Genomic DNA, 26447 nt, shown 5'->3' on the forward strand with positions numbered 1-26447 from the left:
ATGCCGGCTTCATGGCAGGTGCGGAGACTCCCCCGGCAGAAAGGGTTCCCCATGAAAGAACTGCCCAACCCGACGTTTCCGCTTTCGCAGATCGGGCTGCGCGCGGCCCTGTGGCCCGCTCCCGCTGTCGGTGGTTCGACTACCACCACTGCCCGCACCTCGGTGCCCCAGGCGCCTGCCGTCATTCTTCCTCCAGCCACAGAAGCCCGCCAAGGCATCACTGTGGGCTGGGCCCGCCACCTTGATGATGTGCGCGCTGCACAACGCCTGCGTTACGACGTGTTCGTCGGTGAGATGGGTGCCCGTGTGTCGTCGCCGCTGGCCGGCCACGACATCGACCTGTTCGACGATTTCTGCGAACACCTGCTGGTCCGCGACGAACTGACGCAGCAAGTCATCGGCACCTATCGCGTGCTGACGCCAGCTCAGGCCCGCCGCGTCGGCAGCACCTACAGCGATACTGAATTCGACCTCACCCGCCTGCGCGACCTGCGCGAGCGCATGGTCGAGCTGGGTCGCAGCTGCGTGCACCCCGAGCACCGCCAGGGCGGTGTGATCCTCGCGCTATGGGGTGCCTTGGCCGGCTTCATGCACCGCAACAAGCTCGACACCATGATCGGCTGCGCGAGCATTCCCATGTCGCACAACGGCGTGACCAACGGCGACGCCGCCGCCAGCATCTGGCGCCAGGTGTCGGCCAGCCACATGGCGCCGATCCAATATCAGGTGCAGCCGCGCCTTCCGCTGCCGGTCGAGCGGCTGGACAGCACGCTCGACGTGGAGCCGCCGGCGCTCATCAAGGGTTACCTGCGCCTGGGTGCCAAGGTGCTCGGCGCTCCGGCCTGGGACCCGGACTTCAATGCCGCCGACCTGCCGATGCTGATGCGCATCGACGATCTGCCTGCGCGTTACCGCAAGCATTTCCTGGGCGCATGAAGCCGGCGGCTACCCGGCCCGAACCGGGGCCGCTCGCTTCTTCCAATGGGATTGCCGACTCCGCAGCAGTCGGCACCGAGGCGTCACGAGAATGTCATGCAAATGACACAAGCGCGGATGACACTGTCATATTTCCGCCTACACGTTCTCCTGTGCCGCTTGCTCCAGAATCAGTGCCTATGCAATCCGACCCCGCAGATCCGTCACTCGACGTCGCTGCGCCCACGTTCACGCTGCTGGACCGCGATCACAGCATCCTGTCTTTCAACGAGCGCGTGCTCGACTGGGCCCATCGGACTGAAGTGCCGCTCATCGAACGGCTGCGCTACCTTTGTATCGTTTCGTCGAATCTCGACGAGTTCTTCGAAGTCCGTGCCGCGCCACACCTGATCGCAGGCAGCGCCGGCGACCACAAGGGCACTTACACCGTCGAATCGTTCGAGCGGCTGGCCGAGGCGGCTCACACGCTCGTGGCGCGCCAGTACGCGCTGTACAACGACGAGCTGATGCCGACTTTTGCCACGCACGGCATCCACATCATTTCGCACGGCGAACGCAACCCGGCGCAGCGCAAGTGGGTCAGCGAGTATTTCGAGCGCGAAGTGCGTCCGCTGCTGATTCCCGTCGGACTGGACCCGGCCCATCCGTTCCCGCAGGTGGCGAACAAGTCGCTCAACTTCATCGTGAGGCTGGGCGGCAAAGACGCCTTCGGGCGCGAGAACCCTATCCAGATCGTGAAGGTGCCGCGTGTGTTGCCGCGCCTGATCAAGATGCCTGCCAAGGTGTCGGATGGCAAGACGCTGTTCGTGGCGCTGTCGAGCGTGGTGCGGGCGCACCTGTCGAGCATGTTTCCGGGCCGCGAGGTGGGCGATTTCTCGCAATTCCGCGTCACGCGGCATTCCGACCTCGCGGTGGACGAGGAAGACGTCAAGAACCTGCGCACCGCCTTGCGCCAGGGCTTGCAGCATCGGCACTACGGCCAGGCCGTGCGGCTCGAGGTGTCGGCGAGCTGCGCAGAATCGCTTGCGAGCTTCCTGCTTGCGCAGTTCAACCTGCCGCCGCAGGCGCTGTACCGGGTGCACGGGCCGGTGAACCTGGCCCGGTTCACGCAACTGGCGGACCTGCTCGACGAGCCCAAGCTGCGCTTTCCGCCGTATCCGGCGTCGTACCCGGTCACGCTGTCGACGTCGCAGTCGTTCTTCGATCGGCTGCAGCGCAGTGATGTGTTGATCCATCAGCCCTTCGAGAGCTTTGATGGCGTGCTCGCGTTCCTGCGCGAGGCGGTGCTCGATCCCCAGGTGCTGGCGATCAAGCAGACCATCTATCGCACCGGTGCCGATTCGGTGCTGATGGATCTTTTGCGCGAAGCGGTGCGCCGTGGCAAGGAAGTCACGGTGGTGGTGGAACTGAAGGCGCGCTTCGACGAAGAAGCCAACATCAACTGGGCTGAAATGCTCGAGTCGATCGGCGCGCAGGTGGTGTACGGCGTGGTCGGCCTGAAGACCCACGCCAAGATGCTGCTGGTGACTCGCCGCGAGGGCAAGCAGATGCGCCGCTATGGCCATCTTTCCACCGGCAACTACAACCCGCGCACCGCCAAGCTCTACACCGACATCAGCCATCTCACGGCCGACCCGCTGCTGACGGCCGACATGGAGACCGTGTTCGTACACCTGGCGAGCCAGAGCCGGCTGCCCAAGCTCAACCGCATGTGGCTGGCGCCGTTCGACCTGCACAAGAACCTTGTCACCCAGATCGACGCGCTGGGCGTGGCCGCCGCAGCCGGACAGCCGACGCGCATCGTCGCCAAGATGAATGCGCTGACCGACGAGGAAATCATCGCCGCGCTGGTCCGCGCAGGACAGAAGGGCGTGAAGATCGACCTGATCGTGCGCGGTGCCTGCACGCTGCCGGCGCAGGTGCCGGGGTTGACCGACAACATTCGCGTGCGCTCGGTGATCGGGCGCTTCCTCGAACATTCGCGGGTCTTCTACTTCCGCAACGGGGAAGACGAGTCTCTCTACCTGTCGAGCGCCGACTGGATGAACCGCAACATGATGCGGCGCATCGAGCTCGCCTGGCCCGTGACCGACCCGGGCCTGCGCCAGCGCCTGATCGACGAATGCCTGGTGGCTTATCTGCACGATGGACGCGACGCCTGGGATCTGGGCGGCGATGGCATCTACACCCGCGTCGACCACGACACGCATTCGGGCGAGGCGGGCGCTTCCCGCGTTATCGAGGCACACGGCGCACAAGCAGCGTTGATGAACCGCTATGCATCCCGAGGACACATCCGGGATGCATCCGGCAACTGAAGACCGAAAGACGATGACCATGGACTTGATCTTCTGGCGCCACGCCGAAGCCGAGGACTGGACCGAGGGTTGCGACGACATGCAGCGCTCCCTCACAGCGCGCGGCGAGAAGCAGGCCAAGCGCATGGCGACCTGGCTCGACCGTCAGTTGCCGGACGGCACGCGCATCATCTGCAGCCCCGCGCGGCGCTGCGAGCAGACCGCTCTTGCGCTGGGCCGCAAGTACAAGCTTCGCTCCGAGCTGGCACCCGACACCACGGCCGAGGCGTTGCTCGGCGCGGCCGGCTGGCCCAACGGCAAGTCGGTGGTGCTGATGATCGGCCACCAGCCGTCGGTAGGGCAGGCGATTTCGCTGCTGCTGGGCCTCAAGCAGGACAGCTGCCCTGTGCGCAAGGGCGCGCTCTGGTGGATCCGCACGCGCGAGCGCGACGGCGACGTACAGACCGTCGTGGTGACGGTGCAGTCGCCGGAATTGCTCTGAGCGTAGAGTTGGCGCGGCTCAGCAGCCGCTGAGTTCGACGCGCCAACTGCTGGTCTTCTGCCAGGCCAGCACTTCTTCCCGCAACAGGTGGGCCGACTGCGGATAGGCCTCGGCCCAGTCTGGCGCGCAGGCGATCGTGAAGGCCCGGGCGCCCAGCGCCGCCAAGTGCAGTGCCTGGGGATCGGGGTCTCGTCGCGCATGGCACAGGATGATTGCCAGCCGCAGCGACAGCAGCTGCATCACGAAGGTCTCGTCGTCCAGTGCCGCCTCTAGCTTGCGCAGTTTGCCGCGTTGACCCAGCACCAACTGGCCGAGCGCGTGCATTTCGTTCACTGCAAAGCCGGGAGCGTCGGCGTTGTCGAGGATGTAGGCGCCGTGCTTGTGGTAGTCGCTGTGAGAGATCTGGGTGCCGATCTCGTGCAATTGCGCCGCCCAGCCCAACTTGCGCAACGCACGGCCGGCACGGTTCGAGTTGTTTCCTCCGCGGGCCGCCGGGGCGAGTTGCAGGAACAGGCTGGCTGCCGTGTCGCCCACGCGCTTGGCCTGTACCGCATCGACGGTGAAGCGGTTGGCCAGCCGTGCGACCGTGGCGGTACGCATGTCGGCCACGCTTTCGTCGCGTTCCAGCAATTCGTACAGCACGCCGTGGCGCAGTGCGCCCTGTGCAACCTTCATTTCCTGGATGTCGAGAAGTTCGAACACAGCACGCAGCACGCTGACACCACCGCCGATGACGGCCTTTCGGTCTTCGCGCATGCCGTCCATGCGTAGCTTGTCGGCGCTGCCGGCCTTGAGCAGGCGGTCGAGCAGCCAGTCTAGGCCTTCGCGCGTGACGAGTCCGGGCTCGCCTCCGGCCGCAGCCAGCACGTCGCCGACCGCGCCAATGGTGCCGGAGGCACCGTACGCCACGTCCCATTGGTCGCGGGTGTAGGTGGCAAGCGCGTCGTCCAGTACGGCCTTGGCCGCCACCTCGGCGGCGCGGAAGGCCGTGGGGGTGAACAAGCCCTCGCCGAAATGCTTCATCGACCAAGCCACGCTGCCGACGCGATATGACTCCATGCGATCGGCCTCCAGCGCGTGGCCGATGATCATTTCGGTGGAGCGCCCGCCGATGTCGACGACCAGGCGGCGTTCGCTGTCTGACGCATCGGTGTGCGGCAGCATGTGCGCCACGCCCTGATAGATCAGGCGGGCTTCTTCGCGCCCGGGGATCACGTCGATGCCGAAACCCAGAATGGTGCGCGCACGCAGCAAAAACTCTTCGCGGTTGCGTGCTTCACGCAATGTCTGGGTGGCAACCGCGCGAACCTGCGATCGCTTGAAGCCCGCGAGGCGCTCACCGAAGCGGGCGAGCGCGTCCCAGCCGCGCTGCATGGCCTCGGTCGTGAGGTTGCGCGCGCTGTCCAGGCCGTTGCCCTGGCGCACAGTCTCCTTGAGATATTCAGTGCGGTGAATCTGACCATGGTCGACCTGTCCGATTTCCAGCCTGAAGCTGTTCGAACCGAGATCGACCGCTGCGAGGCGGGTGCCGTTTTGCATTTTGTAGTGGAGAGGGGCGGTTGTCTGAATCGTAGCGCCGTGACAGAACGCGCCGCCCTCAAGTCTCATCACGGCAGGGGTTGGAGGCTAGGCGCGGCGCATGACGTTTGTGTGACAGCGTCACACAAGTCACTATGGAGTTACCGCCATTTTCCCTCGACAGACGGGTGTCATATTGATGTCACAGAAGCTTTTTAGAGTCCGTCCCAAGCCCGAAAGGGACTACTTCTTACCTCTAAAAGGAAGCTTCATGAAAACGACGTTCAAATTTGCAACCGCTGGCCTTCTGGCCGCGATGTTCACCATTCCCGCTTTCGCACAAGACGTGACCGGCGCCGGCGCCAGCTTCCCGGCACCGCTGTATGCCAAATGGGCTTCCGATTTCAACAAGGCCACCGGCGTCAAGATCAACTACCAATCGGTCGGCTCGGGCGCCGGCATCAAGCAGATCGAAGCCAAGACCGTCGATTTCGGCGCTTCGGATGCTCCCCTGAAGGACGACGAACTGCAAGCCAAGGGCCTGATGCAGTTCCCCACCGTCATCGGCGGCGTGATCCCCGTGGTCAACATCCAGGGCATCAAGCCCGGCGAACTGAAGCTCAATGGCCAAGTCCTGGGCGACATCTACCTCGGCAAGATCACCAAGTGGAACGACCCCGCCATCAAGGCCCTGAACGGTTCGCTGGCTCTGCCTGACGCCGCCATTGCTCCGGTTCGCCGCGCCGACGGTTCGGGCACCAGCTTCCTGTTCACCAATTACCTGAGCAAGGTCAACGCCGAGTGGAAGACCAAGGTCGGCGAAGGCACGGCCGTGAACTGGCCCACGGGCGCGGGCGGCAAGGGTAACGAAGGCGTCGCCGCTTTCGTGAACCGCCTGCCCAATTCGATCGGCTACGTCGAATACGCCTACGTCAAGCAGAACAAGATGACGTACGCACAAATGCAAAACGCCGCCGGCACCTTCGTGTCGCCTGACGACACCGCCTTCAAGGCCGCCGCCGCTGGCGCAGACTGGAACAAGACCTTCTACCAGGTGCTGACCAACCAGGCCGACAAGGGCGCATGGCCGATCACCGGCGCAACTTTCATCCTGATGCACAAGGTGCAGGACAAGCCCGCCAACGCGACCACCGTGCTGAAGTTCTTCGACTGGGCCTACAAGAGCGGCGACAAGACGGCCGACGACCTCGACTACGTGCCGATGCCTGACGCCGTGAAGGCGTCCATCGCCAAGGCATGGGGTGATGTGAAGGATGCGTCGGGCAAGGCCGTCGCTTACAAGTAAAACAACCCATCAGTCCAGAACGGCGCGCCCATGAGCAATTCTTCGCTCGAGGACGCGCCGCTTTCGTCTTTGCCGGAGCGACCCGTGTCATCCACCTTTCCCGCCGCAGGCGCCTCACTCGACCTCGCGGCCGAGCGCGGCCGCGTTACCGCCCCTCCGCCCCCTGTCAAGGCTCCGCGCTCCGGCCCGATGGCCGATCGTTTGTTCGGCTGGGCTGCCAAGGGCGCCGCGCTGCTGACGCTTGCGATGCTCATCGGCATCCTGTTGTCGCTGATCGTCGGCGCATGGCCCGCCATTTCCAAGTATGGCCTCGGCTTCCTCACTAGCAGCGTGTGGGATCCGGTCAAGGACGAGTACGGCGGCCTGGTCATGATCTACGGCACGCTGGCCACCTCGATCATCGCGCTGGTGATCGCCGTGCCGGTGAGCTTCGGCATCGCACTCTTCCTTACCGAACTTTCGCCCAACTGGCTCAAGCGCCCGTTGGGTACGGCCATCGAACTGCTGGCGGCGGTGCCTTCCATCGTCTACGGCATGTGGGGCCTGCTGGTGTTCGGCCCGATCCTGTCGACCTGGGTGCAGCAGCCGCTGCAGAAGCTGCTGTCCGGCGTGCCGTACCTCGGCGCCCTGGTGTCCGGCCCGCCCGTGGGCATCGGCATTCTGTCGGCCGGCATCATCCTCGCGATCATGATCATCCCGTTCATCGCTTCGGTGATGCGCGACGTCTTCGAAGTGACGCCGCCGCTGCTCAAGGAATCGGCCTATGGCCTGGGTTCCACCACCTGGGAAGTCGTTTCCAAGGTCGTGCTGCCGTACACCAAGGCCGGCGTGATCGGCGGCATCATGCTCGGCCTCGGCCGGGCGCTGGGTGAAACGATGGCGGTCACGTTCGTGATCGGCAACATGAACCAGCTCAACTCGCTTTCCGTGTTCGAGGCTGCCAACAGCATCACCTCGGCACTCGCCAACGAATTCGCTGAGGCCGGCGCGGGCCTGCACCAGGCCGCGCTGATGTACCTCGGCCTCGTGCTGTTCTTCATTACCTTCGTCGTGCTGTCGCTGTCGAAGATGCTGCTTGCCAAGATGAAGAAGAGCGAAGGAACCAAGTCGTGAGCACCGCGCAAAACCTCCTGAGCGCCAAGGCGCTCGCTGAAACGCGCCAGGCCAGGTTCGCCTCGCGCAACCGCGTCAACAAGATCGCGCTCACGCTGTCGCTCGCCGCAATGGCTTTCGGCGTGTTCTGGCTGGTATGGATCCTTTGGGAAACGCTGCGGCAGGGCGTGGGTGGCCTGGCCCTTGCAACCTTCACCGAAATGACCCCTCCGCCGAACGAAGCGGGCGGTATCGCGAATGCGATCTTCGGCTCGTTCGTGATGGTGATGCTTGCCACCTTCGTGGGCACGCCCATCGGCATCATGGCCGGCATCTACCTGGCTGAGTACAACCCCAAGGGCTGGCTGGCCTCGGTAACGCGCTTCGTCAACGACATCCTGCTGTCGGCGCCGTCGATCGTGATCGGCCTGTTCGTCTATGCCGTGGTGGTGGCCTACTTCAAGACCTTCTCGGGTCTGGCCGGTGCCCTTGCTCTGGCGCTGATCGTGATTCCGGTCGTGATCCGTACCACCGAGAACATGCTGCAGCTGGTGCCACCGGGCCTGCGCGAGGCGGCCTACGCTCTCGGCACGCCCAAGTGGAAGGTCATTCTCAGCATCACGCTGCGTGCTGCCCGCGCCGGTGTGGTCACCGGTGTGCTGCTGGCGGTGGCCCGCATCGCCGGTGAAACCGCGCCGCTGCTCTTCACCGCGTTGAACAACCAGTTCTGGACCGCCGACGTGAGCCAGCCGATGGCCAGCCTGCCGGTCACGATCTTCAAGTTCGCAATGAGCCCGTACGAGAACTGGCAACAGCTGGCCTGGGCCGGCGTGTTCCTGATCACCGTCGCCGTGCTCGCCCTCAATATCCTGGCGCGGGTCCTGACGCGCAACAAACACTAAATCAAGAAGACGCCAACATGCCAAATACCGTCGCACAACCGTCGCGCTCGAAGATTTCGGTCAAGGACCTGAACTTCTACTACGGCAAGTTCCACGCGCTCAAGGGCATCAACCTCGAGATCCCCGAGAACAAGGTCACGGCCTTCATCGGTCCGTCTGGCTGCGGCAAGTCGACTTTGCTGCGTACCTTCAACCGCATGTTCGAGCTCTATCCCGAACAGCGTGCCGAGGGCACCATTGCCCTCGACGGCGAGAACCTGCTCACGTCCAAGCAGGACGTGGCGCTGATCCGCGCCAAGGTTGGCATGGTGTTCCAGAAGCCCACGCCGTTCCCGATGTCGATCTACGACAACATCGCCTTCGGCGTGAAGCTGTTCGAGAACCTCTCGGCCAGCGAAATGGACGACCGCGTCGAGTGGGCCCTGAAGAAGGCAGCCCTGTGGACCGAGGTGCGCGACAAGCTGCAGCAAAGCGGCTCGGGCCTCTCCGGCGGCCAGCAGCAGCGCCTGTGCATTGCACGGGGCATTGCCATCAAGCCCGAAGTGCTGCTGCTCGACGAACCTTGCTCGGCGCTCGACCCGATCTCCACCGCGAAGATCGAGGAGCTGATCGCGGAACTGAAAAACGAATACACGGTGGTCATCGTGACGCATAACATGCAGCAGGCCGCCCGCTGCAGCGACTACACCGCCTACATGTACCTCGGCGACTTGATCGAGTTCGGCGCCACCGAACAGATGTTTTTCAAGCCGCAGCGCAAGGAGACCGAGGACTACATCACCGGCCGCTTCGGTTGAAGTCAAAGGAGACAACATGACCGAGAAACACCTTTCCAGCCAGTTCGACAGCGAACTCAACGGCGTCTCGTCGCGCGTGATGGAGCTCGGCGGCATGGTCGAGTCGCAGATCCACCAGGCCGTGTACGCGCTGCTGCAGTTCGACTCCGAAGCCGCCGACCGCGTGATGGAGACCGAGCATCGCGTCAATGCGATGGAAATCGACATCGACCGCGAACTGTCGTCGATCATCGCGCGCCGCCAGCCCACGGCCCGAGACCTGCGCCTGCTGATCGCCATCAGCAAGACCACCGCCAACCTCGAACGCGTGGGCGACGAGGCCAACAAGATCGCACGCATGGTCAAGTCGATCATCGAGAGCGGCGCGGCCCGCCAGTTGCCCACGACCGAACTGCGTATCGCGGCCGACCTGGCTTCGGGCCTGCTGCGCACCGCGCTGGACGCCTTCGCCCGCCTCGACACCGCCGCGGCGCTGTCGATCCTGAAGGACGACGACTTGATCGATCGCGAGTTCGACGGTTTCGTGCGCAAGCTGGTCACCTACATGATGGAAGACCCGCGCACGATTTCCGCCAGCCTCGACCTGCTGTTCCTGGCCAAGGCCATCGAACGTATCGGCGACCATGCCAAGAACATCGCTGAATTCATCATCTACATCGTCAAGGGTGCCGATGTGCGGCACACTTCGATGCAAGAAATAGAGTCCGCGCTGCAGTAACAACCGCGGCAAGACTCCCAAGAAAGCAATGAAGAAACCCCGAGTCCTGATCGTCGAAGACGAGTCCTCGATCGCCGAGCTGATCGCCGTCAACCTGCGCCACAACGGCTTCGAGCCGATCTGGTCGGAAGATGGCGCCGCGGCCCAGCGCGAAATCGACGCCTTCCTGCCGGATTTGATCCTGCTCGACTGGATGCTGCCCGGCCAGAGCGGCCTGCAGCTTGCGCGCCAGTGGCGCAAGGACCCGCGCACCAAGGCCATCCCGATCCTGATGCTGACTGCGCGCGGCGACGAACCCGACAAGGTTGCCGGCCTCGATGCCGGTGCCGACGACTACATCACCAAGCCTTTCTCGACCCAGGAAATGCTGGCCCGCATCCGCGCGGTGCTGCGCCGCCGTGCGCCGGAAGTGGTGACGGAGCGCGTCGAGATCGGCGAACTGGCGCTCGACACCTCCACCCACCGCGTGACCTGGCAGGGCAGCGCATTGAAGGTCGGCCCGACCGAATTCAAGCTGCTGGCCTACCTGATGCAGCATGCCGAGCGCGTGCACAGCCGGGCGCAACTGCTCGACAAGGTGTGGGGCGACCACGTCTACATCGAGGAACGTACGGTCGACGTGCACGTCAAGCGCCTGCGGGAGTCGCTGGGCGCGGCTGCGCCCATGGTGGAAACCGTGCGCGGAGCGGGCTATCGCCTGACAGCCCAAGTCACGGTTTGAGCGCCGTGGCTTCCCTTGGCTGCGGGCGCGGATAATCGCCCGCCATGCCTTTTCGCATTGCTACATTTTTAATAGCGTCCCTTGCAATTGGAGGGGGCGCTGTTGCTGCTTTCGGCTGGAAATTCGGCTGGCTGGGTGCCTGGCTGGGTGCGGTGCTGTGGCTGGGGCTCGATGCCTGGCGTGCCGAGCGGCTGCTGCAGGTACTGCGCAACGATGCAATGGGCTTGCCGGCGCGCGGACCTGGTGTGTGGGGCGAGTTGGCTGAGCGTATTCGCAAGCTGCTGCGCGACCGCGAGCAGCAGGCCCGGCAGGCCGAAGACCGGCTGCAGGAGTTCCTGGCGGCGATCCAGGCATCCCCGAATGGCGTGGTGCTGCTCGACGAGCAGGGCCGCATCGAATGGTGCAACCAGACGGCTGCCAGCCAGTTCGGCATCGACGCCGAGCGGGACCTGGCGCAGCATCTGGCGAACCTCGTGCGCGACCCGGCCTTCGTGGCTTATCTGGCCTCCTGGAACTACAGCCGGGACGTCATCATCGACGCCTTCGGCCCGGGCCATGCGCACCAGCGCAGCCACCTCGTGCGGCTGTCGGTGCAGGTTCACCCCTATGCAGGCAACCGCCGCATGCTGCTGACGCGCGACATCACCGCTCTGGAGCAGGCCGAAGCCATGCGCCGCGATTTCGTGGCGAACGTGTCTCACGAGATACGCACGCCGCTTACCGTGCTGGCCGGCTTCGTCGAAACGCTGCAGAACCTGCCGCTCGATGCGGACGAGCGCACACGTTACCTGTCGCTGATGGGGCAGCAGTCGCACCGGATGGAAACGCTGGTGAATGACCTGCTGACACTGTCGCGGCTGGAGGGGAGCGCGGCGCCCTCGGGCAACCAGTGGATTCGCATCCGGGCTTTGCTCGCGCATTGCGAGGATGAGGGCCGGGGTCTGTCGGGCCGATTGGCGCCGCTGGGCCATCGTCTTTCGTTCACCATCGACGCGGAGTCCGAGGTGTCGGGCGCGCCGACCGAACTGCAGAGTGCAATGTCGAACCTGCTGAGCAACGCCATCCGCTACACGCCGGGCGGTGGCGAGGTGGCCGTCAGCTGGCGGGTGCTGCCCGACGGGCGTGGTGAATATGCGGTGAAGGACACGGGGCCCGGCATCGCGGCCGAGCACATCCCTCGGCTGACCGAGCGCTTCTACCGCATCGACCGCAGCCGGTCGCGCGAGACGGGTGGCACCGGACTGGGCCTTGCGATCGTGAAGCACATTGCGCAGCGTCATGGGGCCGAATTGCGCATAGAAAGCACGGTGGGCAAGGGCTCGCGATTCGCGCTGGTGTTTCCGGCGGCGCGTGTCCGGGAAGCGCGGCTGCTGGCCAAGCAGCAGTAGGCACGCAGCGCGGCTTTTCAGGCCGAGCGCTTCTTCATCGTCCAGCGCAGCAGGCTGATGAAGAACAGTGCCGTCAAGGCCAGCGCGCCAGCGCTCATGATCCAGAACGCCAGCGGCGATTGCATGGCTGCCCACGGACCCAGGCCGTGATACGCAAGCATGTAGCTGCCGCCGAGTCCCAGGCCCCAGAGCATCGCGCAGTAGATGAGCAGCGGTGCGAGCGTGACCCGGTAGCAACGCAGCAGGAACACGCACAGCGTCTGCACGGCGTCGGCCAGGTGGTAGGCGGCCACTGCCAGCATCAGTGCCGCGGCCAGCCCGACCACGGCGGGGTTGTCCGAGTACACGTTGGCCAGTTCGTGGCGCAGCGTAATCAGCGCAGTGGAGAAAAGCAGGGCGCACAACATGGTTTGCTCGAACCCCAGCCTGCATGCGTGGCGCGCCCTGGCGGCATCGCCTGCGCCGAGCCAGAAGCTCACGCGCGCGCTGGTCGCGATCGAGAGCGACAGCGGCACCATGTACGCCACCGCCATCAGGTTCGCGGCGATCTGGTGCGCCGCCGCGGCAGCTGTGCCAAGGCGTGCAATGAACAGTGCCATCAGCGTGAACGAGGTCACTTCGACCAGCACGGCCAGGCCGCCGGGCACGCCCATCCGTGCGAAGAGGCGAATCTGTTGCCAGTCGGGCTTCTCCAGGCGTTCCCACAACCTGTAGCCGCGGTAGAAAGGGCTGCTGCGAAGCATCCAGACCGCGCAGGCGAGCATGGTCCAGTTCACGCACAGCGTGGCCCAGCCGCAACCCACCAGTCCCATCGCCGGCAGCCCGGCACCGCCGAAGGTGAACCAGATCGAGAGCGGCAGCTTCACGACCAGCGAGCCCAACTGGAGCCAGGTCACGAGTTGCGGCTTGCCCAGGCCCTGGTTCAGCGTGCTGAACAGGCGAAAGAGCAGGGCAGGTGCCAGGGCGAAGGCCAGCACGCGCAGGTACATCTCCACGTCGCCGCGCATTTCGGGCGGCACCTGCGTGAGACGCAGCACGGCGGCAGGTGCCAGCAGCGCCGCCATGCCGATCACGATGGCAATGGCGGCGAGGTACAGCGATTGCCGTACCGAACGGCCGACCTCGCTGCCGCGGCCGCCGCCGTGCAGTTCGGCCCACACAGGCAGCAGCGCCTGCAGCACGCCCATCAGCGAGACGTACACGCTGACGAAGATTGCAGCGCCGACCGACAGCGCGGCCAGCGCGCCCTCGGAGTAGCGGCCGGCGATGATGGTGTCGGTCACGCCGAAGGCCATCACAGCCAGTTGGCCGACCAGCACGGTGCCGGCATGCCGCGCGATCAGGCCCCTTTCGCCGCTCGGTGCGCTCACTGGGGCGTGATCTTCTGGTAGAGCAGCAGATCGTCGGCCGGGCTGCTGGGGCGGCGAAGGGTGCCGCTGAAACGCCATTGATCGAAGGGGATGATCGTGTGCAGGCGCTCGATGGTCTCAGGGCTGACCAGCAGCCAGGGGCAATCGGTGCCCAGCAGCAGCGGTTGCAGGTTGAACTGGCCGTGGTAGCGCAGCGCGGCGATGTGCGGGCGGCTCAGTGCAAGCTCCGCAATGCAGCTCGGCTGGCCGACGCGCTCGGCCACGGCCCGCACCTGCGGCACATAGCTGCGTGCGTAGTCGATGGGCGGCAGCCACAGCGTCATCAGCAGCATCCAGCACAGCGCGGTGCCGCCGGCTGGCAGCACCAGCGTCTTCCAGAGGGCCGCGCGATGCCGACCGGTGCGCCAGCGCACCAGCCAGCACCAGGCAATGGTCGCGGCCACTGCCAGCACCACGGCGATGGGAGAGAACTCGGGCACGAAGCCCGGCACCAGGCGGGTCACGCTGGCTGCGGGCTTGGGCGGCACGCCGGTCTGCATGGCGATCCAGTAGATCCAGCCGAGCAGCGCCAGGCCGCTGAAGAAGAGCACGTTGAACCAGTCGACCAGCGCCGCCGCGCTGCGGCGGAAGGTCGGCAGGGCAAATGCCGCGAGCGTGGCGAATGCCGGCAGCGCCAGCATGAGCGAGCGGTCGGAAAAATCGGTGGTCCAGGTCGCTGCCAGCGGCACCAGCGCGAACCAGAACGGCAGCGCTACATGGCGCGCATTGAGCTGGCGGCGCCAGCGCCAGAGCGTCCAGATGGCCAGTGGCCAGACCGGCCAGGTGAACCACAGCAGCAGCTTGGCCTGGCCACGGATGTCACCGAACAGGGAGCCGCCTGTCAGCGTGATCTTCCACTGGGGCAGGCCCAGCGCGAACACCAGCACTGCCGCCACCGCGGTGACGCTTGCCATCGTCGCGAAGGCGCCCAGGGTGTAGCCGGGACCGTCGTCGTTTTCTGTGTCGAATTCGTTCCGGGCCTTTGCCGCGGTTCGACGTTCGTAGGCGATGTACAGCGTACTTCCGATGGCCAGCGCCAGGCCGACCGTGGGAGCGCCGCTCATCGTGATGCCAAGGGTGCCCACGATCAGCGCGATCACGGGGCCGGCGCGGCGGTAGGGCAACGCGGCCACGCCGTAGAAAAGGTACGAGGCGAAGAACAGCTGCGCCAGAGCGGGCGTGGTCTCGTGACCGAGCTGCGCCAGGCCGAGGCAGGCGATCAGCGCCAGCAGGCCGCCGTCGGCAATGGCGCGTGCGTAGTCGGTCGGGCGTGCTTCACCGCCGAAGGCGAAAGCCACGGGCTGGGCGCGCGATGTGCGGGCCAGGTAGTAGACGGCGTACCACGTGGCGGTGAACGTGCCCCAGAGAAGGAATGCGAACGCGATGCGCACCGCCAGGTCGGGGTTCAGCCACGAGGGGGCGATCTTGATAGCCCAGGCGCCGATCCAGTACGGAATCAGCGCGGGTGTTTCGGGGCGAATGCCCAGCAGCAACGGGTCGAACCAGCGAGAAATGCCTTCGGTGTTGCGGGCCAGTTCGGCCATGTAGCCGAAGGCGGTGATGTCTGCGCTTTTCCATGGGCCCCGGCCGACCAGGCCCGGCAGCAGGTAGGCCGCGCACAGCAGCAGCAGCGCGATGCGCGGCAGTCGGCGCACGGCGCTCTGGGCAACGATCGCTGGGGTGGGCTGGTTCAAAAGGGGCAGGAAGCAGGTTTCGGAAACAAAAAGGGCAGCGCGGTAAACCGGGCTGCCCTCGACGCAAAAGCGCGTGCTTTACTTCGAAGCGGCGCCGGTGGTCTTGCCGAAGCGGTTGCGGAACTTCTCGACGCGACCGCCCATGTTGTCGACCGACTTCTGGGTGCCGGTGTAGAAGGGGTGCGATTCGCTCGTGGTGTCCAGCTTGAACAGGGGGAGCTCGCGGCCGTCGTCGGTCTTGCCCATTTCCTTGGTGTTCGCGCACGAACGGGTCACGAACTTGAAGCCGTTCGACATGTCGACGAACAGAACTTCGCGGTAATTCGGGTGAATGCCTTCTTTTGCCATGGTATTTCCTTTTGCGCTGTTGGAATCAATGCGCGGTCGATGCGAGAGCCACCAGTGCACCATTCATTTGGCGCGCTGCCCCAGGGCAGGCCTGGGAAGCCGGGCGACGCTGCCCAGCCGCACTTTTCGCGGAGCCCACGATTATCGCATACTGCCGCTTTTCCGAGCAAACCAGCCTCCCATGACTGTTACAACCTTGCGCGCCGGCCTCGTCGGCTATGGCTTTGCCGGCCAGACTTTCCATGCACCCGTGCTTTCCGCGGTGCCCGGGCTCGAATTGGCCGCTGTGGCGAGTTCGCAGCCTGACAAGGTCGGGGAGGACTGGCCCGGCGTACCAGTGGTTTCCGATGTGGTGGCGCTGGTGGCCCGATCGGACATCGATCTTGTGGTGGTTGCGACACCTAATGCGCAGCATTTTCCGGTCGCCAAGGCGGCGTTGGAGGCTGGCAAGCATGTGGTGGTCGACAAGCCTTTCACCCTCGACGCAGCCGAGGCCAGGGCGCTGGAGGCGTTGGCTCAGCGCAACAAGCGCGTGCTGGCGGTTTACCAGAACCGACGCTTCGACGCCGATTTCCTGACGCTCAAGGACGTCCTGGCAAGCGGCGAGTTGGGCCGCCCCGTGTATCTGGAGTCGCATTTCGACCGCTTCCGGCCGGAGGTGAAGGTGCGGTGGCGAGAGCAGGCGGTGCCAGGGTCCGGCCTTTGGGTGGACCTGGGGGCGCACCTGGTCGACCAATCGGTGCAGCTGTTCGGGCTGCCCGACACGATCCAGCTTGACACTGCCGTCCTGCGCGACGGCGCCGTGGTCGAAGACTACTTCCATGCCGTGCTGCGCTACGAAAGCGGACCGCATGCACCGCTTCGCGTGGTGCTGCATTCGACAACCCTGGCAGCCGATGCGGCGCCGCGCTACATCGTGCATGGCACGCGCGGCAGCTACGTCAAGCATGGTGTGGATACGCAGGAAGATGCGCTGCGCGCGGGGCAAAGGCCGCCGGCCGAAGGGTGGGGAACCGATCCGCTCGACGGCGAACTCACGCTGGTCGGCAGCGACGGTAAGGCCAGCAAACGCAACGTACCCACGCGCGCAGGCAACTACGTCGACTACTACGCGGCGGTGCGCGACGCCATTCTGGGCAAGGGACCGAATCCCGTGCCGCCCGAGCAGGCCGTGGCGCTGATGGAGCTGCTCGACCTCGGCCGCCAGAGTGCTCTTGAAGGCCGCGCGATTCCTGTAGCTCGCCCATGAAAAAAGCGCGTTGGCCCAAATAGGTCAACGCGCTTTTGCGGACAGAGCGAAAAGGTGCTCAGCCGCCGCGACGCATCATGTCGAAGAACTCGACATTGGTTTTCGTCGCCTTCATGTTCTTGAGCATCAGCTCCATCGACTCGATCTCGTCCATGTTGTACATGAGCTGGCGCAGGATGCGGGTCTTTTGCAGGATCTCGGGTGCCAGCAGCAGTTCTTCGCGGCGGGTGCCGCTGCGGTTGAGCTGGATCGAGGGGAACACGCGCTTTTCGTACAGGCGGCGGTCGAGGTGGATTTCGGAGTTGCCGGTGCCCTTGAACTCTTCGAAGATCACTTCGTCCATGCGGCTGCCGGTGTCGATCAGCGCGGTGCCGATGATGGTCAGCGAGCCGCCTTCTTCCACGTTGCGCGCGGCGCCCAGGAAGCGCTTGGGGCGTTGCAGGGCGTTGGAGTCGACACCGCCGGTCAGCACCTTGCCAGACGATGGCACGACGTTGTTGTAGGCACGGGCGAGGCGGGTGATCGAGTCGAGCAGGATCACCACGTCCTTCTTGAGCTCGACCAGGCGCTTGGCGCGCTCGATCACCATTTCGGCGACGTGCACGTGGCGCGCGGCGGGCTCGTCGAAAGTCGAGGCAATGACCTCGCCCTTCACGGTGCGCTGCATTTCGGTCACTTCTTCAGGGCGCTCGTCGACGAGCAGCACCATCATGTGGACGTCGGGGTAGTTGGCGCTGATCGCGTGGGCGATGTGCTGCATCATCACCGTCTTGCCGCTCTTGGGCGGTGCCACGAGCAGGGCGCGCTGGCCTTTGCCGATGGGGGCGATGATGTCGATGATGCGGCCGGTGATGTTCTCTTCGCCCTTGACGCCGTCGCGTTCCAGCTTCATCTGTTCCTTGGGGAACAGCGGCGTCAGGTTTTCGAACATCACCTTGTGCTTGTTCTGCTCGGGCGGACCGTCGTTGACCTTGTCGAGCTTGGTCAGCGCGAAGTAGCGCTCGCCATCCTTGGGCGTGCGCACTTCGCCTTCGATCATGTCGCCGGTGTGCAGGTTGAAGCGGCGCACCTGGCTGGGCGAGATGTAGATATCGTCCGTGCTGGCCGTGAAGCTGGTGTCGGGGCTGCGCAGGAAGCCGAAGCCGTCCGGCAGGATTTCGAGCACGCCGTCGGCGAAGACCTGCTCGCCGGCCTTGGCGCGCTTCTTGATGATCGCGAACATCAGCTCCTGCTTGCGCATGCGGCCGACGTTTTCGATCTCAAGCGCTTCAGCCTGCTTGAGGACTTCAGACACGTGGAGTGCCTTGAGTTCGTTTAAGTGCATGGAATGACCCCTCGCGGGGTAATCGAACGGAAAACGGGGGGAGGTTGGGTGTGAAGCGAGAACTGCTTCACCAACCGGGGAACTCGAACCGGTTGCCTAGGTAAGGCCGGTGATCTGTTGGAGATTATGACAGGAAAAACGCTCCGGCCAACGCATTGCGCGCTGGCCGGGTGAAATGTCGCTCAGGCGAGTTGCTGGTCGATGAAGGCCGTGAGTTGCGCCTTGCTCATGGCGCCGACCTTGGTGGCGGCCAGCTGGCCGTCCTTGAACAGCATCAGCGTGGGGATGCCGCGGATGCCGAACTTGGCGGGGATGTCGCGGTTCTCGTCCACGTTCAGCTTGGCGATCTGCAGCTTGCCTTCGTAGGTGGCCGACACTTCATCCAAGATCGGGGCGATCATCTTGCAGGGGCCGCACCATTCGGCCCAGTAGTCGACCAGAACGGGCTGACTGGACTTGAGCACGTCGGCCTCGAAGGAGGAATCGGAGATGTGTTTGATGAGTTCGCTGGCCATGTGATGGATCCTTGTGCGCAGAGAGTTTCGGTGCAGCTAAAGTTCAGGTCATTGTGACAGAAACCAAGGGGTGGCGTGCCATGCGCGGCCGCTATGGCGGCGATAGCCAAAGCCCTTGCTCGTCACGCCTCCCACACTCTCAAACCCCTCGATAGAACATGAACGAAGGCCACCCCGTCCAGGCCCTGTGGTGCGACCCCGCCGACGGCATCGTCGCGCGGATCGTCCGCGCGCTCGCCGAGCGCCAGGTGCACGCGGCCCGCACGGTGGTGCTGGTGCCCTATGCGCAACTGATGGGCGTGGCGCGCGCCATGTGGGCCCGCTGCGGCAGCCCGGGCTTCGTGCCGCGCTTCGAGACCACGCACAACTGGGCCCGCAGCGCCGGCGGCTTCGTGCCCACCGGCTACGACGTCGCGCACGACATGGCGCGCGACCTTGTCACCGCGCAGGCCTTGCTGTCGCAGGCCGGTTTCAGCGCCGAGCGCTTTGCACTGGCCGGCCGCGTGGTCGAACTTGCCTACCAACTGGTGCCGCTTGCGGCCGCCGTGTCGCCAGACGAGCGTGTGGGCGAATGGGCTGCGCGTGCGGCGCAGGTGGCGGAGGCGGGCAGCGAGTCCGAGTGGTTCCGCACCGAGAGCGCGCTGATCCGGATTGCCGTGGCGTGGGTCTCGACCTCGGGCTACGCCACCGACGTGCTCCAGCGCGAAAGTACGCGCGCGCAAGTCGATGCGCTCATCGTGCTCGAGGGCTTCCAGACCGATCCGCTCACGCAGGCCCTGTGCGCCCTGTGGGGTGACCGGGCACTGCACCTTTCGCTGGTACCGACCGATGCGCCGGCCGAAGCCGCGGCCTCGCATGTCGCGCTCGACCCCGAGGACGAAGCGGAACTCGCGGCCGCCTGCGTGCTGCGCCACTTGGCCGAAGACCGTGCGCCAGTCGCGCTGGTGGCGACCGACCGCGCGCTCACCCGCCGCATCAGCGCCCAGCTCAAGGCACAGGGCGTCATCACCCACGACGAGACCGGATGGAAACTTTCGACCACACGCGCCGCCGCCACCCTCATGAGCTCGCTGCGCGCCTGCGCCCATGACGCCAGCAGCGACCAGGTGCTCGAATGGCTCAAGAGCGGCGCCGATGGCGACGCGTTGGCCGTCCAGTCGCTCGAGGCCCGCCTGCGCCGGGAAGGCGTGCGCGACTGGTCCGCGTGGTGCGCGCTGGTGGCGCGCAGCGAGAAACCGCACGACGCCACGCTGCTGACCTTTACCGAAGCCATCGAGGAACGCCGCGCGCCGATGACCCGCTCCAGGCCCCTGGCCGAATGGCTGCGCGCGCTGCGCGAGCTGCTGGAAGCGGGCGACCAGTGGGAGTCGCTCAGCGAGGACATGGCCGGCGGCAAGGTCATCGCCGCGCTGTGGCTCGACGCCGGTGCCCACGGCGACGACGAAGAGTTCCCCGGTGGCCGCCATACGCTCGCCGAGTTCACCGCCTGGGTTCGCGACGTGCTCGAAGACGCGAGCTTCGTGCCGCCTGCCGGCGACCAGGCCCCGAAGGTCGTCGTGCTGCCGCTTTACCAACTGCTGGGCCGTGCCTTCGGCGCGGTCGTCATCCCGGGCTGCGACGACCGCCGCCTGCCTGCATCACCGGAGCCACCAGGCAACTGGAGCGCCGCACAGCGCGCCGATCTCGGCCTGCCTTCGCGTGAAACGCTCGAGGCCGCACAGCGCGCGGCCTGGGCGATGGCGCTGCACAACCCGTCGTGCGAACTGCTGTGGCGCCAGTCCGACGCCAACGGCGAGCCCGTGCGCCCGAGCCCGCTGGTGCAGGCCTTGCAGCTCGACCACGCCTTGCGGCCCGCCGCAGACCCGCGCTCCCCGCGCGAAGTGGCCGTGCAGCCGACCGAATATCCGAAGCCTTCCGGCGCGCTGCTGCCGCTGCAGAACATCTCGACCAGCGTGTACGAAGACCTGCGCCGCTGCCCCTATCGCTTCTTCGCGCTGCGGCAGCTCGGCCTGCGCAGCGCCGACGAACTCGATGCCGAGGTCGACAAGCGCGACTTCGGCAACTGGCTGCACGCCGTGCTCGGCCACTTCCACCAGTCGCTGACCGAAGCCCCGACGCAGGATGCGCGGGAGCGCGCCGCGTTCATCGAGGAAGCCGCGCGCCGGGCCACGCGCGAACTCGGCTTGTCAGACGCCGAATTCCTGCCGTTCGCGGCGGCATGGCCCGCCGTGCGCGACGGCTACCTCCACTGGCTGACGGGGCATGAGGCCAGCGGCGCGGTCTTCGTCGAGTCCGAGCCTTGGAAGGAGCAGCCGCTGGGTGACCTGCGCCTGATCGGCCGGCTCGACCGCATCGACCGCATGCCCGACGGCCAGCCCTTCGTGATCGACTACAAGACCGAGTCCGCCTCCGTCAGCAAGGAGCGCGTGAAAGACCCGACCGAAGACACCCAGCTGGCTTTCTACGCGGCGCTGGTGGCTGATGACACCTTGCGCGCGGCCTACGTGAACGTGGGGGAGAAGTCCTCGGGGACGCAGACCGTCGAGCAGCCGGCCGTGGTGGAGGCGCGCGACGCACTCGTGGCCGGCATCATTCATGACTTCACCCGCATCGCCCAGGGGGCGCCGCTGCCTCCATTGGGGGAGGGCGCCGTCTGCGACTACTGCGCGGCGCGCGGCCTCTGCCGCAAGGATTTCTGGGAGGTGGCGCAATGAACGGCGCAGCCTACGAACACAACGGCCGCCACGTCACGCGCGAAGCCTTCTATGTCGTCGCGTGCGACCCGCGCCGGTCGGTTGCCGTCGAGGCCTGCGCGGGCGCGGGCAAGACCTGGATGCTGGTGTCGCGCATCCTGCGCGCGCTGCTCGAGGAAGGCGATTCCGCCTGCGAGCCGCACGAAATCCTGGCCATTACCTTCACGAAGAAAGCCGCCGGTGAAATGCGCGAGCGGCTCGACCAGTGGCTCGAGGATTTCGCCGAGCGCACGCCGGAGGAACTGGTCGCCCAGCTCGTGATGCGCGGCGTCGAGCCCGGCGCCGCATTGGCTGCGGTTCCGCGCCTGAAGGGCCTCTACCGGCGCTTGCTCGAAGGTGGCCGGCCGGTGCAGTTCCGCACCTTCCACGCCTGGTTTGCGGGCCTGCTGCGCAACGCGCCGCTGGCGGTGCTGCGCGAACTTGGCCTGCCTTCGAACTACGAACTGCTCGAGGACGATGCCGAGGCGCGCAGCCACACATGGCGCCCGTTCTTCGAGGCGGTCACCGCCGACCGTAATGCGCTGGCCGACTACTACGCCGTCGTCGCCACGCACGGCCGCTCGCAGACCGCCAAGGCGCTGGGCGAGGCGCTGTCCAAGCGCGTCGAGTTCTCGCTGGCCGATGCGGAAAACGCGGTGCAGCATTTCAGCGCGTTCTATCCGTCGCTCGACGGGCTGGAGGAGCCGACCGACGCCTTGCGCGGCAACGAAGTGCGCAAGCGTTGGCTCGACCGCGCAGCCGCGCTGGGCAAGGAGTCGAACAAGACGCCGCAGAAGGCCGCCGAGGCCATCATCGACGTCTTCGGCACGGGTGAGCCGGAGGCGGGCGCGCTGCAGGCCGCGCTGGCGCACCTGCGCAAGAACTTCTTCGTGGCCACCGAAGACCGGCTCAACAAGAACCTTCAGAAATTCCCCGCCGCCCAGGAGGCCGAGGCCGAATTGCAGGTGCTGTGCGGCGCGCAGGCCCAGCACGCGGCGTGGCTCTACCAGCAGCGCATGACGCGGCTCACGCGCATCCTGATCGCGGCCTTTGCCGACGTGAAGCGTGCCCACGGCTGGGTCGACATGAACGACGTCGAACAGGCCGCCCAGTTGCTGCTCGGCCAGTCGGCGCTGTCTGGCTGGGTGCAGGAGCGGCTCGACGCGCGCATCGCCCATCTGCTGATCGACGAGTTCCAGGACACCAACCCTCTGCAGTGGCAGGCGCTCTACGGCTGGCTCAGCGCCTACACCGGCGCGCAGGGGCGGGCGCCGCGCGTGTTCATCGTGGGCGACCCGAAGCAGAGCATCTACCGTTTCCGCCGCGCCGAGCCGCAGGTGTTCATCGCCGCCAAGAAATTCGTGCGCGAGGGCCTGGACGGCGAGCTGCTGAACTGCGACCACACCCACCGCAACGCGCGCGCCGTGGTCGGGCTGGTCAACTCGGCGATGCTGGCCGCGCAGGAAGCCGGCGAGTTCGACGGCTACCGCGCCCACACCACCGAGCGCAACGACGCAGGCGAACTGCTCAGGCTGCCGGCCATCGACCGCGATGCGCTCGGCGCCGCCGAGGCCGAACCCGCCGACGACGGCATGCTGCACTGGCGCGACAGCCTCGTCACGCCGCGCGTGCTGCCCGAGGAGCAACTGCTGCAGAAAGAGTGCGAGCAGGCAGCGCAGTGGGTCGCACAACGCATCGCCGACGGCACGCCGCCGCGGCAGATCATGGTGTTGGCGCGCCGTCGCAGCCGGTTGTCCGCCATGCAGGACGCGCTGCGCCAGCGGCACATTCCCGTACAGCAGCCCGAGAAGAACGAGCTGCACGACGCACCCGAAGTGCAGGACGTGGTCGCGCTGATCGACGCGCTGGTGTCGCCCGCGCACGATCTTTCCCTGGCGCGAGCGCTGAAGTCGCCTGCTTTCGGCATCGGCGACGACGCATTGGTGCAACTGGCGTTGCGCCAGCGGGAGCGCCCGTCGCTCAACTGGTTCTCGCTGATCCAGAAGGGCGAAGACCTGCCGGCTGAACTGGCCGAGGCGGGCGTCAAGCTGCGCAAGTGGCAGCGCTGGCTGATGACGCTGGCTCCGCACGACGCGCTGGACGCGATCTTCAATGACGGCGACCTGCTCGCGAAGTTCGGCGCGGCGGTGCCGGCGCCCATGCGCCAGGGTGCGCTGGCCAACCTGCGCGGCGTGCTGACCGCGTCGCTCGACATCGACGGCGCCCGATTCACCACGCCCTATGCGCTGGTGCGTTCGCTGCGTGCTGGCGGCGTGCGGGCGCCGTCCGTCGCCGCGCCGGACGCCGTGCAACTGCTTACCGTGCACGGCGCCAAGGGCCTCGAGGCCGACACCGTGCTCATGCTCGATTGCGATGCCCCGCCGCCGCGCGCCCAGACCATGGGCGTGCTGGTCGAATGGAAGGGCAGCGACAGCGCACCGACGCGCTTCGTTTTCCTCGCGAGCGAGAAGACGCCACCGGCCTGCGCAGCGCCCTTGCTCGAAGAAGAGCAGCGCGCCCGACATCGCGAGGAACTGAACGGCCTCTACGTCGCGACCACGCGGGCACGCGAGCGTCTGGTGCTGTCATCGGTGCGTCCCGCGCGGGCCAACGAGGGCAGCTGGTGGGCCCGGCTGGAGCCGCTGTGCGAGCCCACGGAGGCCGACGAACCGCTGGTCGCGCTGCCGACCGAGAGTGGCCCGGCCAGCTTCTCGATGAAGAAAATGCCCGAGGCGCCGGTGTCGGCCGAAGTGCCTTCGACCAAAAAGGCGGCTGCGAACGCCACCGTCGACGCGCGTGCCGCGGCCTTCGGCCAGGCCATGCACCGCCTGCTCGAATGGGCCGTGCCGGGCGAGCCTCTGCCCGCTGCCCACGTGCGTGCGGCCGCTCGCGAATTCATGCTCGATGCCCAGCAGGCACGCGGCGCCGCCGCGCTGGCCCAGCGCATCCGTGCCGGGGCGGGCGCCTGGGTGTGGGACGATCGCAGGGTCGACTGGCATGGCAATGAAGTCACGCTGGTGCATGAAGGCGAGACCTTGCGCATCGACCGTCTGGTGCGCGAGCGCGACGGCGGCGCCTGGTGGATCCTCGACTACAAATCCGCGGCGCGCCCCGAACGGGACGCCGCGCTGATCGCACAGATGCAGCGCTACCGCGCGGCAGTGCAACATGCCTATCCCGGTGCCACGGTGCGCGTCGCGTTCCTGACCGGGCAGGGCGAACTGGTAACTCTCGAATGAATGTTTCTCCTGCCGTTGCCGTGATCGGCGGCGGACCCGCCGGCCTGATGGCGGCCGAAGTGCTGAGCGCATCCGGTGCGCAAGTGCATGTGTATGACGCAATGCCCTCGGTGGGGCGCAAGTTCCTGCTGGCCGGACGCGGCGGCTTGAACCTCACCCACTCGGAACCTTTCGATGTGTTCATGAGCCGCTTCGGCGATCGCCGCGCGCAGCTCGAACCGATGCTCGGGAAGTTCGGCCCGCAGCAGGTGCGCGAGTGGGCGGCGGGGCTGGGCATCGAGACCTTCGTCGGCACGTCGGGCCGCGTGTTCCCGACCGACATGAAGGCCGCGCCGCTGCTGCGTGCATGGCTGCACCGGCTGCGCGCGGCGGGTGTGCAGTTTCATATGCGGCATCGCTGGCTGGGCGACGGCGCGATCGACCTGGGCGCGTTGCGATTCGCGACGCCAGCCGGGGAGGCCGTCGTGAAAGCCGATGCCGTGGTGCTGGCGCTGGGCGGCGCGAGCTGGGCGCGTTTGGGCTCCGACGGGGCATGGGCGCCGTGGCTGCAGGCCAGTGGCGTGGAGGTGGCGCCGCTGCTGCCCGCCAACAGCGGCTTCGACGGCGAAGGGTGGAGCGAACACTTTTCGAGCCGTTTCGCGGGGCAGCCTTTCAAGTCGGTCGCAATCTCGTTCGCCGACAGCCAGGGGCGCCACTTCGCGCGCAAGGGCGAGTTCGTCGCAACGGCCACGGGCATCGAGGGCAGCCTTGTCTATGCCGCGTCGGCGCTGCTGCGCGACGAGATTGCAGCGAACGGCAGCGCGACGCTGCTGCTCGACTTGCTGCCTGATCGCAGTGCCGAGCAGGTACTCGCGGCGGTGAAGCATCCACGCGGCGCTCGCTCGCTGAGCAGCCACCTCAAGAGCCGGCTCGGCATCGAAGGCATCAAGGCCGGCGTGCTGCACGAGGCATTGAGCAAGGAGGCGATGCAAGACCCCGTGTCACTGGCGGCCACGATCAAGGCAGTGCCGCTGAAGCTGGTCGCGACGCGGCCTGTCGACGAGGCGATCAGCACGGCTGGCGGGGTGCGCTTCGACGCATTGGACGCGGCGCTGATGGCGAACGCGCTGCCCGGCGTGTTCGCTGCAGGGGAGATGCTGGACTGGGAGGCGCCGACCGGCGGCTACCTGCTCACGGCGTCGATGGCGAGCGGTGCGGCTGCGGCGCGGGGCGCTATTCAGCGGCTGGGGCTGTGATGGATGGCCCGGTGCGCGATCGCTCACGGGGCCAGAAGAACACCAGTTCGGTGTCATCCTCGTCGAGGTTGTCGATGTGGCCGCTTTCCCTGAATCCGGCCTCTTTCAGCAGCGATTGCATCGCCTGATTGGACCTGTTCGTGGAGGTGAAGAGTTTGGGTTGATCGCAGATCGACTTCAAATGCTCGACGAGTTCCAGGCCAAGCCCTCTTCGACGAAATCTCTCGCCGACCATCAGCATTTCGATGAAGCCGCAGTCGAAGAAGTGGTGATGCAAGACGCCGTAGGCGGCTATTTCGCCGCCTGTCTCGATCACATGGCAGAACCGGTCATTGATCCAACCTTTGATCTGAGCGCCGCGGCGCTCGTCGTGCGGGGCTGCTGTATCGAGGCGTATCAGCGCTTCGAGATCGTTGATGCTGGCGAGCCGAATGTCCAAGTTGATGGCGGCGCGAGGTTTGGAGTGCGGGGCGGCAGCCCCTTGAGGCAGCGCGTGAGTTCTTTTTTTGGAACTCACGGCTTTTT

General features: G+C 66.1%; 21 protein-coding genes. 14 read left to right on the forward strand and 7 right to left on the reverse strand.

Translation table 11 applies throughout. The features are described from left to right. The first annotated feature begins 51 nt into the window (after nucleotides 1–51). From ACQY8B_RS09115 to ACQY8B_RS09125, 3 genes are read left to right on the forward strand one after another with little or no spacing between them, the layout of a single operon-like run. Nucleotides 52–936, forward strand: a complete 885-nt coding sequence (locus ACQY8B_RS09115; protein ID WP_422086407.1) for a GNAT family N-acetyltransferase — start codon at nucleotides 52–54, stop codon at nucleotides 934–936. Further along, the gene (gene ppk1 / locus ACQY8B_RS09120) at nucleotides 933–3254 is read left to right on the forward strand and encodes a polyphosphate kinase 1 (protein WP_422086408.1); all 2322 of its coding nucleotides are present in this window, start codon (nucleotides 933–935) and stop codon (nucleotides 3252–3254) included. The genes ACQY8B_RS09115 and ppk1 overlap by 4 nt, the downstream gene beginning before the upstream one ends. A 19-nt stretch (nucleotides 3255–3273) precedes the next feature. Continuing rightward, a complete protein-coding gene (locus tag ACQY8B_RS09125) occupies nucleotides 3274–3735 on the forward strand; it encodes a SixA phosphatase family protein (RefSeq protein ID WP_176928784.1) in 462 nt (153 codons plus the stop codon). 18 nt (nucleotides 3736–3753) lie between these two features. Here ACQY8B_RS09125 and ACQY8B_RS09130 read toward each other — a convergent pair whose 3' ends face one another. Continuing rightward, the gene (locus tag ACQY8B_RS09130; RefSeq protein WP_422086409.1) at nucleotides 3754–5274 is read right to left on the reverse strand and encodes an exopolyphosphatase; all 1521 of its coding nucleotides are present in this window, start codon (nucleotides 5272–5274) and stop codon (nucleotides 3754–3756) included. A 250-nt stretch (nucleotides 5275–5524) separates the two neighbouring features. Between ACQY8B_RS09130 and pstS the strand changes: the two genes are divergently transcribed. Genes pstS through phoR form a run of 7 tightly spaced genes read left to right on the forward strand, consistent with a single transcriptional unit; the run spans nucleotide 5525 to nucleotide 12177 of the window. Then, nucleotides 5525–6559 carry a phosphate ABC transporter substrate-binding protein PstS gene (gene pstS, locus ACQY8B_RS09135; protein WP_422086410.1) on the forward strand — a complete coding sequence of 345 codons (1035 nt, stop codon included), beginning with the start codon at nucleotides 5525–5527 and terminating at the stop codon, nucleotides 6557–6559. Nucleotides 6560–6589: 30 nt separating this feature from the next. Next, entirely contained in the window at nucleotides 6590–7672 is a 1083-nt protein-coding gene (pstC, locus tag ACQY8B_RS09140) for a phosphate ABC transporter permease subunit PstC (RefSeq protein WP_422086411.1), read from the forward strand. Beyond that, complete coding sequence (gene pstA, locus ACQY8B_RS09145) at nucleotides 7669–8553, forward strand: phosphate ABC transporter permease PstA (RefSeq protein WP_422086412.1); 885 nt, start codon at nucleotides 7669–7671, stop codon at nucleotides 8551–8553. The genes pstC and pstA overlap by 4 nt, the downstream gene beginning before the upstream one ends. A gap of 17 nt (nucleotides 8554–8570) precedes the next feature. Next, a complete protein-coding gene (gene pstB / locus ACQY8B_RS09150) occupies nucleotides 8571–9350 on the forward strand; it encodes a phosphate ABC transporter ATP-binding protein PstB (protein ID WP_021007056.1) in 780 nt (259 codons plus the stop codon). Between the two features lie 16 nt (nucleotides 9351–9366). After that, a complete protein-coding gene (phoU, locus tag ACQY8B_RS09155) occupies nucleotides 9367–10068 on the forward strand; it encodes a phosphate signaling complex protein PhoU (protein WP_237674564.1) in 702 nt (233 codons plus the stop codon). A gap of 28 nt (nucleotides 10069–10096) precedes the next feature. Then, nucleotides 10097–10789 (forward strand): phosphate regulon transcriptional regulator PhoB, encoded by a 693-nt coding sequence (gene phoB / locus ACQY8B_RS09160; protein WP_422086413.1) that lies wholly within the window; start codon nucleotides 10097–10099, stop codon nucleotides 10787–10789. Between the two features lie 44 nt (nucleotides 10790–10833). Next, nucleotides 10834–12177, forward strand: coding sequence for a phosphate regulon sensor histidine kinase PhoR (gene phoR, locus ACQY8B_RS09165; RefSeq protein WP_422086414.1), 1344 nt, complete (start codon nucleotides 10834–10836; stop codon nucleotides 12175–12177). A gap of 17 nt (nucleotides 12178–12194) precedes the next feature. Here phoR and ACQY8B_RS09170 read toward each other — a convergent pair whose 3' ends face one another. The 3 genes from ACQY8B_RS09170 to ACQY8B_RS09180 form a co-directional block, all read right to left on the reverse strand. Next, entirely contained in the window at nucleotides 12195–13547 is a 1353-nt protein-coding gene (locus tag ACQY8B_RS09170) for an MATE family efflux transporter (protein WP_422086415.1), read from the reverse strand. Further along, nucleotides 13544–15280, reverse strand: a complete 1737-nt coding sequence (locus tag ACQY8B_RS09175) for a hypothetical protein (RefSeq protein WP_422086416.1) — start codon at nucleotides 15278–15280, stop codon at nucleotides 13544–13546. Before ACQY8B_RS09175 ends, ACQY8B_RS09170 begins: the two co-directional genes overlap by 4 nt. A gap of 78 nt (nucleotides 15281–15358) precedes the next feature. Continuing rightward, nucleotides 15359–15628 carry a type B 50S ribosomal protein L31 gene (locus tag ACQY8B_RS09180; RefSeq protein ID WP_019653042.1) on the reverse strand — a complete coding sequence of 90 codons (270 nt, stop codon included), beginning with the start codon at nucleotides 15626–15628 and terminating at the stop codon, nucleotides 15359–15361. Nucleotides 15629–15809: 181 nt separating this feature from the next. Here ACQY8B_RS09180 and ACQY8B_RS09185 point away from each other — a divergent pair, with 181 nt between their 5' ends. Beyond that, the gene (locus ACQY8B_RS09185) at nucleotides 15810–16877 is read left to right on the forward strand and encodes an oxidoreductase (RefSeq protein ID WP_422086417.1); all 1068 of its coding nucleotides are present in this window, start codon (nucleotides 15810–15812) and stop codon (nucleotides 16875–16877) included. 58 nt (nucleotides 16878–16935) lie between these two features. Here ACQY8B_RS09185 and rho read toward each other — a convergent pair whose 3' ends face one another. Beyond that, the gene (gene rho / locus ACQY8B_RS09190; protein ID WP_013540932.1) at nucleotides 16936–18201 is read right to left on the reverse strand and encodes a transcription termination factor Rho; all 1266 of its coding nucleotides are present in this window, start codon (nucleotides 18199–18201) and stop codon (nucleotides 16936–16938) included. Between the two features lie 182 nt (nucleotides 18202–18383). Continuing rightward, the gene (gene trxA, locus ACQY8B_RS09195; RefSeq protein ID WP_042578306.1) at nucleotides 18384–18716 is read right to left on the reverse strand and encodes a thioredoxin TrxA; all 333 of its coding nucleotides are present in this window, start codon (nucleotides 18714–18716) and stop codon (nucleotides 18384–18386) included. A gap of 158 nt (nucleotides 18717–18874) precedes the next feature. On the opposite strand from trxA, the gene ACQY8B_RS09200 reads away from it, so the two are divergent. Genes ACQY8B_RS09200 through ACQY8B_RS09210 form a run of 3 tightly spaced genes read left to right on the forward strand, consistent with a single transcriptional unit; the run spans nucleotide 18875 to nucleotide 25922 of the window. Continuing rightward, nucleotides 18875–21430 carry a PD-(D/E)XK nuclease family protein gene (locus ACQY8B_RS09200; protein WP_422086418.1) on the forward strand — a complete coding sequence of 852 codons (2556 nt, stop codon included), beginning with the start codon at nucleotides 18875–18877 and terminating at the stop codon, nucleotides 21428–21430. Continuing rightward, entirely contained in the window at nucleotides 21427–24687 is a 3261-nt protein-coding gene (locus ACQY8B_RS09205) for a UvrD-helicase domain-containing protein (protein WP_428745010.1), read from the forward strand. The genes ACQY8B_RS09200 and ACQY8B_RS09205 overlap by 4 nt, the downstream gene beginning before the upstream one ends. Beyond that, nucleotides 24684–25922 carry a TIGR03862 family flavoprotein gene (locus ACQY8B_RS09210; protein WP_422086420.1) on the forward strand — a complete coding sequence of 413 codons (1239 nt, stop codon included), beginning with the start codon at nucleotides 24684–24686 and terminating at the stop codon, nucleotides 25920–25922. The genes ACQY8B_RS09205 and ACQY8B_RS09210 overlap by 4 nt, the downstream gene beginning before the upstream one ends. Here ACQY8B_RS09210 and ACQY8B_RS09215 read toward each other — a convergent pair. Further along, nucleotides 25900–26439, reverse strand: a complete 540-nt coding sequence (locus ACQY8B_RS09215) for a GNAT family N-acetyltransferase (RefSeq protein ID WP_422086421.1) — start codon at nucleotides 26437–26439, stop codon at nucleotides 25900–25902. The genes ACQY8B_RS09210 and ACQY8B_RS09215 overlap by 23 nt on opposite strands. Nucleotides 26440–26447 lie beyond the last annotated feature (8 nt).

Source organism: Variovorax sp. (assembly GCF_965279555.1).
In the GTDB taxonomy this organism is placed as follows: Bacteria; Pseudomonadota; Gammaproteobacteria; order Burkholderiales; family Burkholderiaceae_C; genus Variovorax.

Coding starts and splice junctions, on each gene's coding strand:
- ACQY8B_RS09210 (WP_422086420.1), top strand. CDS start 24,684: ATGAATGTTTCTCCTGCCGTTGCCGTGATCGGCGGCGGACCCGCCGGC.
- pstS (WP_422086410.1), top strand. CDS start 5,525: ATGAAAACGACGTTCAAATTTGCAACCGCTGGCCTTCTGGCCGCGATG.
- ACQY8B_RS09180 (WP_019653042.1), bottom strand. CDS start 15,628: ATGGCAAAAGAAGGCATTCACCCGAATTACCGCGAAGTTCTGTTCGTC.
- ACQY8B_RS09115 (WP_422086407.1), top strand. CDS start 52: ATGAAAGAACTGCCCAACCCGACGTTTCCGCTTTCGCAGATCGGGCTG.
- pstC (WP_422086411.1), top strand. CDS start 6,590: ATGAGCAATTCTTCGCTCGAGGACGCGCCGCTTTCGTCTTTGCCGGAG.
- pstB (WP_021007056.1), top strand. CDS start 8,571: ATGCCAAATACCGTCGCACAACCGTCGCGCTCGAAGATTTCGGTCAAG.
- ACQY8B_RS09205 (WP_428745010.1), top strand. CDS start 21,427: ATGAACGGCGCAGCCTACGAACACAACGGCCGCCACGTCACGCGCGAA.
- ACQY8B_RS09130 (WP_422086409.1), bottom strand. CDS start 5,274: ATGCAAAACGGCACCCGCCTCGCAGCGGTCGATCTCGGTTCGAACAGC.
- phoU (WP_237674564.1), top strand. CDS start 9,367: ATGACCGAGAAACACCTTTCCAGCCAGTTCGACAGCGAACTCAACGGC.
- ACQY8B_RS09185 (WP_422086417.1), top strand. CDS start 15,810: ATGACTGTTACAACCTTGCGCGCCGGCCTCGTCGGCTATGGCTTTGCC.
- ACQY8B_RS09200 (WP_422086418.1), top strand. CDS start 18,875: ATGAACGAAGGCCACCCCGTCCAGGCCCTGTGGTGCGACCCCGCCGAC.
- ppk1 (WP_422086408.1), top strand. CDS start 933: ATGAAGCCGGCGGCTACCCGGCCCGAACCGGGGCCGCTCGCTTCTTCC.
- phoB (WP_422086413.1), top strand. CDS start 10,097: ATGAAGAAACCCCGAGTCCTGATCGTCGAAGACGAGTCCTCGATCGCC.
- ACQY8B_RS09125 (WP_176928784.1), top strand. CDS start 3,274: ATGGACTTGATCTTCTGGCGCCACGCCGAAGCCGAGGACTGGACCGAG.
- phoR (WP_422086414.1), top strand. CDS start 10,834: ATGCCTTTTCGCATTGCTACATTTTTAATAGCGTCCCTTGCAATTGGA.
- rho (WP_013540932.1), bottom strand. CDS start 18,201: ATGCACTTAAACGAACTCAAGGCACTCCACGTGTCTGAAGTCCTCAAG.
- trxA (WP_042578306.1), bottom strand. CDS start 18,716: ATGGCCAGCGAACTCATCAAACACATCTCCGATTCCTCCTTCGAGGCC.